General features: G+C 62.7%; 8 protein-coding genes and 1 pseudogene. 2 read left to right on the top strand and 7 right to left on the bottom strand.

The features are described from left to right. Positions 1-223 precede the first annotated feature (223 nt). From BM019_RS24335 to BM019_RS24325, 3 genes are all read right to left on the bottom strand, one after another. Entirely contained in the window at positions 224-4,813 is a 4,590-nt protein-coding gene (locus tag BM019_RS24335) for a T1SS-143 repeat domain-containing protein (RefSeq protein WP_092420885.1), read from the bottom strand. Between the two features lie 273 nt (positions 4,814-5,086). After that, positions 5,087-7,915 carry a DUF5801 repeats-in-toxin domain-containing protein gene (locus BM019_RS24330; RefSeq protein ID WP_092420882.1) on the bottom strand — a complete coding sequence of 943 codons (2,829 nt, stop codon included), beginning with the start codon at positions 7,913-7,915 and terminating at the stop codon, positions 5,087-5,089. Between the two features lie 165 nt (positions 7,916-8,080). Then, complete coding sequence (locus BM019_RS24325; protein ID WP_092420879.1) at positions 8,081-8,545, bottom strand: VOC family protein; 465 nt, start codon at positions 8,543-8,545, stop codon at positions 8,081-8,083. A gap of 188 nt (positions 8,546-8,733) precedes the next feature. On the opposite strand from BM019_RS24325, the gene BM019_RS24320 reads away from it, so the two are divergent. Continuing rightward, positions 8,734-9,759 (top strand): fimbrial protein, encoded by a 1,026-nt coding sequence (locus BM019_RS24320; RefSeq protein ID WP_092420876.1) that lies wholly within the window; start codon positions 8,734-8,736, stop codon positions 9,757-9,759. 89 nt (positions 9,760-9,848) lie between these two features. Here BM019_RS24320 and BM019_RS24315 read toward each other — a convergent pair whose 3' ends face one another. The 4 genes and pseudogenes from BM019_RS24315 to BM019_RS24300 all read right to left on the bottom strand — a co-directional run bounded on the left by BM019_RS24315 (position 9,849) and on the right by BM019_RS24300 (position 13,385). Beyond that, entirely contained in the window at positions 9,849-11,603 is a 1,755-nt protein-coding gene (locus tag BM019_RS24315) for a dipeptidase (protein WP_092420873.1), read from the bottom strand. A gap of 219 nt (positions 11,604-11,822) precedes the next feature. Then, positions 11,823-12,047, bottom strand: coding sequence for a DUF7683 domain-containing protein (locus BM019_RS24310; RefSeq protein WP_092420869.1), 225 nt, complete (start codon positions 12,045-12,047; stop codon positions 11,823-11,825). Further along, positions 12,044-12,205, bottom strand: a pseudogene (locus BM019_RS24305) (colicin E3/pyocin S6 family cytotoxin); the annotation flags it as partial. The pseudogene BM019_RS24305 and the gene BM019_RS24310, both read right to left, overlap by 4 nt. 121 nt (positions 12,206-12,326) lie before the next feature. After that, positions 12,327-13,385: an MFS transporter gene (locus BM019_RS24300; protein WP_092420863.1), complete on the bottom strand. Its 1,059-nt coding sequence runs from the start codon at positions 13,383-13,385 to the stop codon at positions 12,327-12,329. A 329-nt stretch (positions 13,386-13,714) separates the two neighbouring features. On the opposite strand from BM019_RS24300, the gene BM019_RS24295 reads away from it, so the two are divergent. Further along, a complete protein-coding gene (locus tag BM019_RS24295; RefSeq protein WP_092420860.1) occupies positions 13,715-15,025 on the top strand; it encodes an OprD family porin in 1,311 nt (436 codons plus the stop codon). Positions 15,026-15,146: the final 121 nt, after the last annotated feature.

The raw sequence follows: 15,146 nt of genomic DNA, 5'->3' as shown, positions 1-15,146 counted from the left end.
TGGGAGTTTCAGCCTATTCAGGACGGGACGCGGGATAAGGCGCAGCAGCGCTCGTAAACAGGACCCTGAGGGGGCTTCAGGGATAGCCCGCGATGGCGGCCACAGGCCGTCGTCGAGCGGCTCGACGGGCTGCTCGAGCGTTCGCCGCGGTTCTCAATATGGGCGCGCAAAAAAGCGAGGGTGGTTTCCAGGCCACCCTCGCTTGGGTTTGACACGCGAGGTTTCAGACGCTGCCCATCACAATGTCGGTATTGAGCAGATCGACCCCGACCAGGGTAATGGTGGTGATCTGTCCGCCGGTCTCGGCCACCGTCACGATGCTGTCGCTGCCGGCATTGTCGACCGACTGCACAACGGCCCCCGCGTCACCAATGAGCACCAGCGCATCGCGCTGGCCGGCGCCCGCATCGAAGCCTGTGACCTGGTACTGGTTCTCGGTGGCTGCCAGGTCGATGTTGAAGGCATCGCGCTCACCGGTGGTGCCCATCAGCCTGAAGTCGAACAGGGCGTTGGCCGGGTCGTTGGCGAACAGGTTGGCGTCGAATGCGCTGGTCGCCGTGTCGCCATCCTTGTCCGTCACCGTCGCGTTGAACGCCAGCTGGATATCGCTGGCCAGGCTCTGGACCTCGTGAATGAACTCGATGGTCGGCACCTTGATCGTGCCCTTGCCCATGGTGAGCTGGACGGCGTCGATCAGGTGGGTGCCGTCCCACTCTACGGTGAAGGAGGTCTGGCCTCCGGCCTCCGCCTGCAGGTCGGCGGCCTGGACCTTGATGGGCGCGCCCGAGGTCGTGCCGTTGTCGTAGTAGATCGTGTAGTACAGCTCTTCCGTGGCCGGGTTGTAGCCCTGCACCGAGTTGTCGATATAGACCTTCATGGCCGTCAGCAGCGTCTCGGGGTTGACCACGAAACTCTCGTCACCGGCATTGATGCCCGCCGTGTTGTTGCCCTCCAGGTTGTTGTTGGCAATGCCGATGCCCGAGGTGCTGACGTTCATGGCCGCTGTGCCTATGAACGACGGCAAGGGGTTGGTCTGCAACTGCGCTTCGGTAGGGTCGGGTGCTCCGAGCCCGATACCGGTGAGGATGCTGTTATCGCCGGTTTGCGGCGCCAGCGGATTCGCGCCGAAGAACACCACATCCTCGGTGCCGATCGTCAACGTGCGCACAGGGTCCGGGCCACCGGCATCCAGTGAGCCATCGGCACTGCTGAGGACCACGGTCGAGCGGAAGCCTTCTTCCAGGTCCAGCGCATAAGTGCCGTTGGCATAGGCGCTCAGGGTGTAGTGGATGGTGGTGTCGGCGGTTGCCGCGTTGTTGTCGAAGTCACCGGTCAAGGTGCCGGCGAATTGGTAGGCGCCATTGACGTCCGGTGAAGGCGACTGCTCGACCAGCGTGCCGGTCCCGGTGGTGGTCGTATCGTCCGGCCGGACCAGGGTGAACTGGTCGTTCACCAGCGAGATGTCCAGGCCGTTGGCATCCAGCCCGTCGGCGCCAGAACCCAGGTTCCAGTAGCCTTGTTGCGCCAGCTGGGTTCCGGTGCCGATCAGGTTGCCGAAGGCCAGGGTCGGGGTGTCGTCATCGACGGTGATCACCAGCTTGTCGGCCGCAGCGGTCACCGTGTCGCCGTCCTTGTCGGTGGCTTGCAGCAGGCTACCCAGGTTAATGGTGATGTCGTTCTCATCGTTGCCCGCCGCGTGATCCAGGGGCTGCAGCAGAGTGAAGGCATAGGCCCCCACGGCATTGAGGCTGAAGGTGAACACATTGACCGCGCCGGCCTTGGCGGTGAGGGTATCGCCGGTAACGCTGTAGGTCAGCGCCACACCGCCCGAACTCAGGGCCGGCAGGCCGCTGGTATCGCTCGACAAGGCGTAAGTCAGCGGTACGTCGGCACCGGACTGGAAGACCCCGGTCACGCTGCCATTGGCGGTGGTGGACTCGCCCGCCACATCCCCGACACCTCCGGCGATGCCATTGGCCAGGCCGTCCTCATCGACGGTTCCGGCTTCGGCGGTGCCGTTGGCGGTGGGCGTGTCGTCATCGACGGTGATCACCAGTTTGTCGGCCGCGGCGGTTACCGTGTCGCCGTCCTTGTCGGTGGCTTGCAACATCGCGCCCAGGTTGAGGGTGATGTCGTTTTCATCGTTGCCCGCTGGATGATCCAGCGGTTGTAGCAGGGTGAAGCTGTAGTCACCGGCGGCGCTGAGGCTGAAGGTGAATACATCGACGGCGCCCGCCTTGGCCGTCAGGGTATCGCCGGCGACGCTATAGACCAGCGCCACCCCGCCCGAACTGAGGGCCGGCAGGCCACTGGTGTCACTCGACAGGGAATAGCTCAGCGGTACATCGGCACCCGACTGGAAGATCCCCGTGACGCTGCCGATGGCGGTGGTGGCTTCGCCCGCCACATCACCGACACCACCGGCAATACCGTTGGCCAGGCCGTCTTCATCGACGGTTCCAGCCGCGGCGGTTCCGGTTGCGGTGGGTGTGTCGTCATCGACGGTAATCACCAGTTTCTCGGCGGCGGCCGTTACCGTGTCGCCGTCCTTGTCGGTGGCTTGCAGCAAGGTGCCCAGGTTGATCGTGATGTCGTTCTCGTCGTTGCCCGCTGGATGATCCAGCGGCTGGAGCAGGGTGAAGTTGTAGTCACCCGCGGCATTGAGGCTGAAGGTAAACACATCGACGGCGCCGGCCTTGGCGGTGAGGGTGTCACCCGCGACGCTGTAGACCAGCGCCACTGCGCCCGAACTCAGGGCCGGCAGGCCGCTGGTGTCACTCGACAAGGCGTAAGTCAGCGGCACGTCGGCACCGGACTGGAAGATGCCCGTGACGTTGCCGCTGGCAGTAGTGAGTTCACCCGGCACATCGCCGACACCACCGGCGATGCCATTGGCCAGGCCATCCTCGTCGACGGTGCCGGCCCCAGCGGTGCCATTCGCGGTGGGCGTGTCGTCATCGACGGTGATCACCAGTTTTTCGGCGGCAGCGGTTACCGTATCGCCGTCCTTGTCGGTGGCCTGCAGCAGGCTACCCAGGTTGATGGTGATGTCGTTCTCGTCATTGCCGGCTGGATGATCCAGCGGCTGCAGCAAGGTGAAGCTGTAGGCACCCGCTGCGCTGAGGCTGAAGGTGAACACATCGACCGCGCCGGCCTTGGCGGTGAGGGTGTCGCCGACCACGCTGTAGACCAGCGCCACGCCACCGGATGTCAGGGCCGGCAGGCCGCTGGTGTCGCTCGACAAGGAGTACGTCAGTGGCACATCGACGCCGGACTGGAAGATGCCCGTCACGTTGCCGCTGGCATTGGTGGATTCGCCAGGTACGTCGCCGACGCCGCCGGCGATGCCATTGGCCAGGCCGTCTTCGTCGACGGTACCGGCCTCAGCGGTTCCGGCCGCGGCCGGCCCATCGTCCTCGAAGATCATCTTCGAGCCGATTTCGGCGGTCGCGGTGGTGGCTTGGCGCAGGGTGAAGCCACCGATGTCGAAGTCGGCGTGGTCATTGCCCTTGGCGTCCACGGCTGCGCCATTCTCGACCAGCACGCGGTTGTGGTTTGCACTGGTGGTGTATTCGATCTGGTAGCCGGCCTTGACGCCGGTGATGGTGGCCACGCCGCCATCGAAGCTGATGAGGATGCTCGTATCGTTCACCGAGCCGTCGGAGTTCTCGATCACCAGCCCGGTGGCGTTGTCGATGACTTGAACATTGGTAATGGCCACCGACGTATCGTCCGCATAGCCGTTGACGAAGTCCGCGCCGGTTTCAACCGCGGTGCTGAAGGCACTGATCCTGACCACGGCACTCTTGCCGCTTTGCAGCTGCACCACATCGAAGCTGGCCGTCGTCGCATTAAACACTGCGGTGTAGTCGATATTGGCTTCGACGTCCGCTTCGTTCTGATCCAGGTTGGGCACGGTCACGTCCTGCCGGGCGCCGGTGACGAAGGTAAAACGGATGCCTTCCTGTTCCACGATCATCTGGTTGTTGGTGCCGAAGGTGGTCGGGCCACCGGCCTGGCTGGTGTTGATGGTGTCACCGGTATTGATATTGACCCCCGTCGATTCGTCGGCGGGGTCCTTGCCGGTGGCGATGATCGTCGGGTCGCTGATCCGCAGGACACCGCCATCGTCGACCACCGTCGGGTTGGCCTTGGTGAACATCAGGAACAGGTTCTGCCCGGAAGGCGCATTGGCCAGGCTGAACGTCAGGTCCTGGCTGGCGCCGATAAACACCTTGTCCAGCAGGTTGAGGGCATCGTCCGGGTTACTGCCGTCCGGGTGCTTGAGCGGTTGGTATTCCACGGTCCAGATCTTGCCGCCCGACAGCGGCGAGCCGGTTTCCTCGATATAGGCGGCGAATACGATCGCCCCGTCAGGGCCTCCGGCCCGGCCCAGCAGGATGTTGTTGTCGGTATCGGTATACAGAAGGATGTCGATGCCATCGAGGGTGTCCAGGCCGCTGTCCAGGCCGTCGAGCGGTGCGCCCAGGCTGTCGGTGAAGCCGACATCGACATTGATCGCATCGGGCGCCAGGTTGAGGGTGAAGGCATTGCTGCCGGTGTCGCCCAGGGCGCCGGTATAGCCGCTCAAGGCGGCGTCCGTCGCGGTGCCGGCGCCGAGGGCGGTCAGCCGGGTGGCGAAGGCCGAGGGCAGGGCGGCCAGCAGGATGTCATTGTCGTCGGCGTCTCCCGCAGGGGCTGGCGTGGCGGTGGCGTTCTGCAGCCCGGTGGTTTCGTCCAGCGCAACGTTGACGCCGGTCGCTACCACGAGCGGGTCGCTCGTGAGGGATAGGTTTTCTTGCAGGGTAGTCATGACAATTCTCCTAGGCAGTTCCAGCCATTGGGGCCGCACTGGGCCCTCTGCTGGCAGATTTCACAACTATGGGGATGCACAGGAGGTTGCGCATTGGCCGATACTCCTGGGCGGCCTGGGAGTTTCAGCCTATCTGGGAGGGAAACGGGGGGAGGCGAAGGTGCCGGTCCAGGACGAGCTCTTCAGACCTTGCGCCGCTTGAGCGTGCGGCGCGGCAAAAAAAAGCGAGGGTGGTTTCCAGGCCACCCTCGCACGGGTTTGATGCGCCAGGTTTCAGACGCTGGCCATCACAATGTCGGTATTGAGCAGATCGACCCCGAGCAGGGTGATGGTCGTCAGTTGTCCGCCGGTCTCGGCAATCGTCACGATGCTGTCGTTGCTGGCATTGTCGATCGACTGCACAGTAGCGCCCGCGTCACCAATGAGCACCACCGCATCCCGTTGGCCCGGGCCGGCATCGAAGCCAGTGACCTGGTACTGGTTCTCGGCCACCGACAGGTCGATGTTGAAGGCATCCCGTTCACCGGTGGTACCGACCAGCCTGAAATCGAAGGTCTGGTCGCTCGGGTCGTTGGCGAACAGGTTGGCGTCGAACGCGCTGGTTGCGGTATCCCCATCCTTGTCCGTCGTCGTGGCGTTGAACGACAGCTGGATATCGTTGGCCAGGCTCTGGGTCTCCTTGATGAACTGGATCACCGGGATCTTGACCGTGCCCAGTCCCATCGTCAGCTGGACGGCATCGATCAGATGGCTGCCATCCCACTGGACGGTGAAGGATTTCTGGCCACCCGTCTCTGTGTGCAGGTCGGCGGCTTGCACCTTGATGGGCGTGCCCGAGGTCGTGCCGTTGTCGTAGTAGATCGTGTAGTACAGCTCTTCGGTGGCCGGGTTGTAGCCCTGCACCGAGTTGTCGATAAAGATCTTCATGCTGGTCAACAAAGTCTCGGGGTTGATCACGAAACTTTCGTCGCCGGCATTGATGCCGGCGGTGGTGTTGCCCTCCAGGTTGTTGTTGGCGACACCGATGCCGGAGGTGCTGACGTTCATGGTCGATGAGCCGATGAACGACGGCAGGGGGTTGGTCTGCAACTGCGCTTCGGTAGGGTCGGGCGCCCCGAGCCCGATACCGGTCAGGATGCTGTTATCGCCGGTCTGCGGTGCCAGCGGATTGGCGGCGAAGAACACCACATCCTCGCTGCCGATCATCAGTGTGCGCACCGGGTCCGGACCGCCGGCAGCCAGCGAGCCGTCGGCACTGCTGAGGACGATGGTCGAACGGAAGCCTTCCTCCAGGTCCAGGGCATAGGTGCCGTTGGCGTAGGCGCTCAGGGTGTAATGGACGGTGGTATCGGCGGTTGCCGCGTTGTTGTCGAAGTCACCGGTCAGGGTGCCGGCGAACTGGTAGGCGCCATTGCCATCCGGTGAAGGCGACTGCTCGACCAGGGTGCCGGTGCCGGTGGTGGTGGTGTTATCCGGCCGGACCAGGGTGAACTGGTCGTTCACCAGCGAGATGTCCAGGCCGTTGGCATCCAGCCCGTCGGCGCCAGACCCCATGTTCCAGTAGCCTTGTTGCGCCAGTTGGGTCCCGGTGCCGATCAGGTTGCCGAAGGCGAGGGTCGGTCCATCGTCCTCGAAGATCATCTGCGAGCCGATTTCGGCGGTCGTGGTGGAGGCCTGGCGCAAGGTGAAGCCACCGATATCGAAGTCGGCGTGGGTATTGCCCTTGGCGTCGAGCGCCGCGCCGTTCTCGATCAGGACGCGGTTGTGGTCCGCGGCCGTGGTGTATTCGATCTGGTAGCCGGCCTTGACGCCGGTGATGGTGGCCACGCCGCCATCGAAGCTGATGAGGATGCTCGTGTCATCCACCGAGCCGTCGGAGTTTTCGATCACTTGTCCCGTGGCGATGTTGATCACGCGAACATTGGTAATGGCCACCGACGTATCGTTGGCATAGCCATTGACGAAACTCGCGCCACCTTCAACCGCGGTGTTGAAGGCACTGATCCTGACCACCGCACTCTTGCCACTTTGCAACTGCACGATATCGAAATTGGCCGCCTTGGCATTGAACATCGCGGTGAAATCGATGTTGGCTTCGAGATCGGCTTCGTTCTGATCCAGGTTGGGAATGGTCATGTCCTGCCGGGCGCCGGTGACGAAGGTAAAACGAATGCCTTCCTGTTCCGTGATCATCTGGCTGTTGGTGCCGAAGGTGGTCGGGCCACCGGCCTGGCTGGTGTTGATGGTGTCGCCGGTGTTGATGCTGGCGCCCGATGACTGGTCGGCGGGGTCCTTGCCGGTGGCGATGATCGCCGGGTCGCTGATCCGCAATACACCACCGTCGTCGACTACCGTCGGGTTGGCCTTGGTGAACATCAGGAACAGGTTCTGCCCGGAAGGCGCGTCGGCCAGGCTGAACGTCAGGTCCTGGCTGGCGCCGATAAACACCTTGTCCAGCAGGTTGAGGGCATCGTCCGGGTTACTGCCGTCCGGATGCTTGAGCGGCTGGTATTCCACGGTCCAGATCTTGCCGCCCGACAGCGGCGAGCCGGTTTCCTCGATATAGGCGGCGAACACGATCGCCCCGTCAGGGCCTCCGGCCCGGCCCAGCAGGATGTTGTTGTCGGTATCGGTATACAGAAGGATGTCGGTGCCATCGAGGGTATCCAGCCCGCTGTCCAGGCCATTGAGCGCCGCGCCAAAGCTGTCGGTGAAGCTGATATCGACATTGATCGCGCCGGGCGCCAGGTTGAGGGTGAAGGCATTGCTGCCGGTGTCGCCCACGGCGCCGGTGTAGCCACTCAGGGCGGCGTCCGTTGCGGTACCCGCGCCAAGGGCGGTCAGCCGGGTGGCGAAGGCCGAGGGCAGGGCGGCCAGCAGGATGTCATTGTCGTCGGCGTCCCCCGTTGGGTCTGGCGTGGCCGTGGCGTTCTGCAACCCGCTGGTTTCATCCAGCGCAACGTTGGTTCCGGTCGCTACCACGAGCGGAGCACCATCCGCCAGGGCGGTGATGGTCAGTGTGTCGTCGCTGGGGAAGACGGGGTACAGATCGGGAGGGGTATCGGCGGTCAGGTCGGTGGTGGGGGATTGGGGTGTGGTCATGGCAGGCTCCTCGGCGCTTCTAGTTGTGGGGGCCGCACCTGGGCCCCTCTGCTGGCAGATGTCACAACTATGGGGATGCGCAGGAGGTTGCGCATTGGCCGATACTCCCAGGCCGTCTGGGAGTTTCAGCCTATGCGGCAGGGGGGAGTGCTGGCGCCTGTCGCCTTACCTGTCCTCGGCGAATGCGTTCTCGATGAAGGCCTCCAGCTCCGCCTCTTCAAGCAGCTCTATGGAGAAATGCCCAAAGCGTTTCGGCAGCCAGAGGATGCGCGTGCCGCTGGGAGACTGGAGATTGTCGCGCGACAGGGGGTTGCCGTTCTCGTCTTCCGGCTGCACTCCCGCGGCCAGCAACTCGTCGTAGGCGGCCTCGATGTCCGGCGTGCTATAGCAGTGACGGTAGATCGTGCCTTCGCCGTTGCTGTCCATCAGCGCCTTGAGATTGCCGGCAAAGGGTTGCACCAGCATCAGGCGCTCGGTGCCGAACCTGACGATCGCATAACGCACATGCAGGCCGTCGCGCTGCCAATCCAGGGTCCTGGAAATCCTTGCGCTGAAGACCCGGGCGTAATACGCACACGCTTGCTCGAGGTCTTTGACGAGCACATCCACGTGGCTGAACTTTAATTTCAATGGTTTCTCCTGACGAAAAAGGCAGCAGGGCGCTGCACCGATTTTGAGAATCCTCTGATTCAACCCCAGCAATTGTCGAGCCTAGACTGCCGCCCTCACGCCTGTTCCCACCAAAGGGAGTCAGCAACGCCACTCTGAGCTCTGAGCTCTGGGCTCTGGGCTCTGGGCTCTGAACGAGGGGAAATGTTTTGAAAACACTACGACAAGCGGGGCTGTTTGCATTGGCTCTGGGGGGCATGATGGGAACTTCTGCCTACGCAGCAGATTACTGCGGCAGGCCTGAGGCTGGCGAACCGCTCAATCCGTCGATCATTGCCAGTCTTCCCGCCATTACAACCTTGAGGTACGCCCCCATTGGCGGGGTAATGGCGTCCCACCAAGTAGACGCCGGACGCCGTTCTGGAGGATGGTCAAATTGCGATAAGTCTGAACGTGGAATGACCGAAGTTGTTACCAGCCTTGTATCGAGAGGCACTAAAGGGCTTTACGACTCTGGTGTTCCTGGGGTCGGCATTCGCATTGGGCACATTAGCAATGAAGGGTGGTACACCCCTGGTTTTCCGCCTTTTAGTTCAATCGGCCTTGGTTTGTCCATATCCTATTTTCCCAGGACAGTGACAATAGATTTTGTGCGTACGGACATCGGTGTCGGAAAGGGGGATATGCCTTCCTTCAACTACAAGACCAGTTACTTTATTGACACCAGCTATACCAATCCGAGGCGAGCGGTTTATGCCATCGAAGGCTCGGGCCTTACAACCAAGTTCGAACATAATGCCTTCTTCACCACTTGCTACACCCCCAAGAGCAGTACCGAGGTCAATATGGGGCGTCCCGCGGTAGAGCAACTGAAACGCGGATCGGTCATGGAGCAGCCCTTCGCCCTGGATGTCGTTTGCGAAGGCCTCAATCCCACGGTCAAGCCACCGGTGAAGGTTTATTTCGAGGGCAACTCCGTTCGTGATGGATTGTTGAATCTGAACGGTGTCGGACAACCTGGCATCGCCAAAGGCGTTGCCATCTCGCTGCTGAGCGATAAGAACGTGGCACTGCCCTTCAGTAAAGCCAGGGCGGCGACCCTGGCTTGGCAAGACAGCGGCCCTGGCAACGAGAGGTACCGCTTTGCCGCAAAGGCACGCTACGTCACCACAGGCGCGGAAGTCGCCGCCGGCAAAGCCGATGCCACGCTGACCTATGTACTGGAATACAACTGATCGCGTTCCCGCCCCGGGATGCACAAAAAAAGCCACTCGATCAGTGGCTTTTTTTGTGCCTGTCAGCCGCGTTGCCGCAGCGCATCGGCTCAGAGTTTCGGCAGCTGGCCGATGCGGCCGAACATCTCGGTGACAATCTGCAGGTCCAGCTGGAACTGCTCGACGGTCTTGAACTCGTTGTCGTTGTGGCCGGTGTACTTGACCTCGGGACGGGCCAGGCCGAATTGCACGCCGTTGGGCAGTTCATGCACCGAGGTGGCGCCGGCGGAGGTGCCGAACTCGTGCTTCATGCCGAGGTTTTCGCTGGCCACCGCCAGCAGCGCCTTGACCCATTCACCCTCGGGGTTGCGGTACATCGGCTCGGCGATCGAATAGTCGAAGTTCACCGCGACCTGGTTCTGCTTGCTCCAGGCGTCCAGCTTGTCGGCGATCTGCTTTTTCAGCACTTCCGGGGTTTTGCCCTTGGGCACGCGCAGGTTGACTGCCAGCTTGAAGGCTTTTTCGTCCTGGCCGACGTAGGTCAGGGAGGTGGTCAGCGGGCCCATGAAGTCATCGGCGAAACCGACCCCCAGCGTGTTGCCCAGGTAGTCCAGGCCCCAGTTGTCGGCGGCGTAGCGGGCGGCGTCGGTGATCGGGTTGTGCTTGAGCGCGACCTTGCCGTCGAGGCCGTTGATGAAGTCGAGCATGCGCGCCACCGGGTTGACCCCGGACTCGGGCTCGGAGGAGTGGGCGGACACGCCGGTGACCGTCAGCTTGACGTCCTTGCCTGCGACCTTGGCGGCCACGCTGAAGTCGCCGCCATGGGCCTTGGCGTATTCGGCGCCGGCCTTCTGCAGGCTGGCGGCCAGCTCGGCGGGCTGGTCGGTCACCAGGGTGGCGACCGAGGCGCCCGGGATCTGGTTAGTGGCCAGGCCGCCGGTCATCGAGACAATTTCCGCTCCCTTGCCCTCGGCGGCACGCAGCGGGAAGCTGGCCATGACGGTGCCGTAGCCTTTCTCGGCGATCACCACCGGGTAGCCGCCGTCCAGCGCCAGGTTGTAGTTGGGCGTCGGGTTGCGTTCGAAGTAGTAGGGAATCGCGTCGCCGCTGGTTTCCTCGGTGGTGTCCACCAGCAGCTTGAAGTTGCGCGCCAGGGGCAGCTTCTCTTCCTTGATGATCTTCATCGCGTACAGGGCCACGACTATGCCGTTCTTGTCGTCCTCGGTGCCGCGGCCGTACATGCGGTCGCCGACCAGGGTGACCTTGAACGGGTCGAGCCTGGTGCCGTCCTGCAGCACCCAGTTCTCCGGCGTCACCGGCACCACGTCGGCATGGGCGTGGATGCCCACCACTTCATCGCCGCTGCCTTGCAGGGAGATCTCGTAGACGCGGTTGTCGATGTTGCGAAAGTTCAGGTCGAAGGCCTGGGCCAGGCCCTTGATCTTGTCGGCGATCTTGATGAACTCGGGGTTCTCGTGCTGGGGCACGCCGTCGACGCGCACGGTGGGGATAGCCACCAGTTCGCGCAGGGTTTCGGTGGCGGCCTTGCCGTACTTCACCCGCGCATACAGGCCCAGCAGGCGATGGATCTCGTTCTGCTGCTCGGCGGAAAGCGTCTTGTTGTCGAGGAAGGCATTGATGGCCGGGCCGAGGTTGGCTTCTTTGACCACCTCGCTCTTGGCCGCCTCATTTTTGCTCAAGGTGCCGAGGAACTGGCGGAAATCCGTGACCGAGGCATCGGCGAAGCTCTTGAGAATCGCCGCGTTCTGCTGCGGGGTGATATTGGCGTGGGCGGCGGAGGTGAAGGCTGACAGGCTGGCCAGCATCAGGGTGGCCGCGGCCAGTTGCTTGAGGGAGAAATCCATTGTGCAGGGCATTCCTTGCTGATTGTTGAAAGGTGTCTGATCGACAAAAACCTCTGCAACCTAACACCACGGGGGACTGGTACGGGAGTCCCCGAAGTGGGATCTGTCGCACAGAAATGCAAAAGCGGCGCAGAAATGAAAAGCTCCGGTAGGCCAATGCCGATCAGTTAAGGCCGATAGTGGGGCTACTGTAGGAGCGAGCTTGCTCGCGATGGACCATCAGGCGCTACACGTTAGAAAAAGCTCCAGATTCCTGGGTAGCTCCAGCGAACAGAGCTTTTCGATAGCGCTAATTTGCTCAGGGGTCAGCCGATAATCGTAAACACAATCATCATCCGCTGCCCAACCCATAATTGGCTTGAGGTCCGCGACAGAAACCGGAAGAACCTTTTCAAAGGATGCGAAGTCCTCGCCTTCAGGAACTCCCATAATCGTGTGCTTCATGGTTCTACCTTCCTTGTTGGGTCTGCTGGTTTATTCTGAGCGCCTGTCTCGTGGTTGTACTCACCAAGGTGCTTACCGCGCCTGTTGTACACCTCGACCGCTCCATGCTGAAAATCCCATTCGTAGATCGTGCCGTCTCTGCTCTTCCAGCGTGGCCGCCTAGCTCTTTCATTGCTCACTTTTGACGGTTCTGCGCGGGTGGGATGCAGCCTTTAGCGTGCGTCAGCCTGGATAACCGAGCTGCAACAGCAGTCGTCCAGGCTGGCGTGTGAGTGTGCGTCAGGGTTTGGGGGCGGCCGGGTTCGCCGCTGCCAACCCGGGTTCGACCTGCGACGCCGGGCGGGCGATCACGCTGATGATGCTCAAGGCGGCGATCACCAGGCCCGGCGAGGTGGCCAGCAAGACCCCGCTGGTGCCGGCGCCGGCCGCGAGGATCTGCCCGGCGGCGAGGGGACCGGCCACCGATCCCAGGCGGCCGATGGCCACCGCGGCACCGACTCCGGTGGCGCGCACCAGGGTCGGGTACGAGGGTGGGGCCAGGGCGTACAGCACCAGTTGCGCGGCCATCACGAACAGCCCTGCGGCGAACCCGGCGCAGGCCATGGGCAGCAGGCCCGCCGACAGGCCGACCCCGGCCAGCGCCGCGAGCAACCCGGCGTAGACGAACAGCACGACCTTGATGCCGTTGCAGCGATCCAGCAGCAGGCCGCCGAGCAGCGAACCGAGGGCGCCGCCGATGTTGAACAGCATCTGCACCAGCCCGGCCTGGGGTTTGCTGAAGCCTTGCTCCAGCAGCAACGACGGCAGCCAGTTGAGCAGCATGTACATCACCGTCAGGGTGAAGAAATAGCTCAGCCACAAGGCCAGGGTGGTGCGCGCCCGACCTTCGCCGAACAGCGCCTGGCCGGTGGAGATGCGGGTCAGGCCGGGGGTGCCTTGTTGCTGGCGAAAGGCGCTGGACTCGGGCAGCAGCAGGAGCATCAGCGGCACCACCAACAGCGGCGCCAGGCCGCCGACGATAAAGGTCGCCTGCAACAGGCCCGAGAGGCTGGCGACACAGGCGGTGACGAGGGAGAACAGGCCGAACAGCAGCACGGCGCCGATGAGGATTTTCTTGCGGCCGATGCGATCGGCGATCCAGCCGCCGAAGAAGGCCCCGGGCAGCAGGCCGGCGATTCCGGCGCTGAACACCCAGCCCAGCATTCTCGGGTCCAGGGCGAAGCTCTGGCGCAGGCCCGCGGCGGCGGTGCCGGCGGCTTGCAGGTCGAAGCCTTCGATCAGGGCAACGATAAAACACAGGGCAATGGTCAGCGTCGTGCGACGCGATGGAGTGTCCATGGCAAACCTCATTGTTGTTTTTGTTGGGGCGGACGCAGCAGAAGTACCTGCTCGTTCAAGCGTTGGCAGGTGAAATTAAGATTAACAAAGATAACTAAAAATTGAAGGGTGGACGGATCAGCCTGAAATATCGATTTAGTTTTTTGTAAATCAATGAGTTATCAGTCTTGTTCAGTGCTATCTGTTGAATAGTTAATAATATTAACGTTCGATTATCGGTCATTGTGGATTGACGCCGGCCCTCGGCTGTTTCCATTCTCTGGCCGTGGACGCCTGCCATGGCCGGGCGATCCCGTTCCGCAAAACAACAACAATAAGTGGACTCGAACATGCCGAACCTCTCACGCAACGCCCTTGCGGCGACGCTGGCGCTACCTGTCCGTCTGTGCTGCCTGGCCCTCTCGGGGCTGGGTGTGGTGGCCGCTCCGGCGCAGGCCGCAGGCTTTATCGACGACAGCCACGGCACCCTGACCCTGCGCAATTACTACCTCGACCGTGACTACAAGGACGACGGCGCGAAAACCGCGGCCCGGGAATGGGCCCAGGGGGCGATCCTGAACCTGGAGTCGGGCTTTACCCCGGGGACCGTCGGCTTCGGCCTGGACGCTCGCGGGCTGATGGGGATCAAGCTCGACTCGGCGCCGGACCGCAGCGGCACCGAACTGCTGCCGGTGTCGGCCAGCGACAAGCGCGCGGCGGACGAATACTCGCGCCTGGCGATGACCGCCAAGCTGCGCCTGGCCCAGACCAGCGTGAAGACCGGCGATGTGTCGATCTTCCTGCCGTTCGCCTTTGCCAGCCCGTCGCGGCTGCTGCCGCAGACCTTTCGCGGCACCACCCTCAGCTCCAGGGACATCGACGGCCTGACCTTTAACACCGGTTATATAGATCGCATCAACAAGCGCGATTCCACCGACTACCAGGCGCTGAGCATCGCCTCGCCGAACCGGCGCTTCAAAGGCACGGCCACCTCGTCGCACATGGCTTACCTGGGGGGCGACTACCAGGTCAATCCGGACCTCAGCCTGCGCGCCTACCACGCCGAAGTGGCGGACCTCTACCAGCAGGACACCCTGGCCCTGCTGCATAACCTCAAGCTCGGGGACGGGGTGCTGAGCAGCGACCTGCGCAGTTTCTTCAGCCGCGAAGATGGCAGCGCCAAGGCCGGCAAGGTGGACAACCGCAACCTCTCGGCGCTGTTCGCCTATCGCTGGGGCGGGCATCGATTGAGCCTGGGCTACATGCACGCCAGCGGCGACACGGCGACGCCTTATCTGTCGGGCACCGAATTGATGGGCATGAGCGAACTGACCATGAGTTCCGATTTTCTCAATGCCCGGGAACGCACCTGGCAGGCCATCTACGACTACGATTTCGCCGCTGCCGGGTTGCCGGGGCTGAAGAGCCGCCTGCGCTACGTGCGTGGTGACCATATCGAACTGGCGGCGCTGAATGCCGACGACCGCAAGGAGCGGGAGTTCCAGCTGGAGCTGGGGTACGTGATCCAGAGCGGACCGTTGAAGAACCTCGGGCTGCTGGCGCGCAAGTCGATCTACCGCAACGATTTCCCCGCCGGCGCGGCGTTCCGCGATGAAAACCAGACCCGCTTCCTGGTGCTCTACACGTTGCCGATCTGGTGACACATCTGCCGGCCCCTGCATCCGCGATCTGCCTGGAAAACCGCGTTGGCCGGTTTGCGACGGCTGCGCCGTCGATCGCAGCCTGCGGCAGCGGCTACAGGGATCGCGGTGTCGGGGTAGC

The organism is Pseudomonas sp. NFPP07 (assembly GCF_900115645.1).
Classification (GTDB): Bacteria; Pseudomonadota; Gammaproteobacteria; order Pseudomonadales; family Pseudomonadaceae; genus Aquipseudomonas; species Aquipseudomonas chlororaphis.
This window is presented reverse-complemented; position numbering and strand designations above follow the sequence as displayed.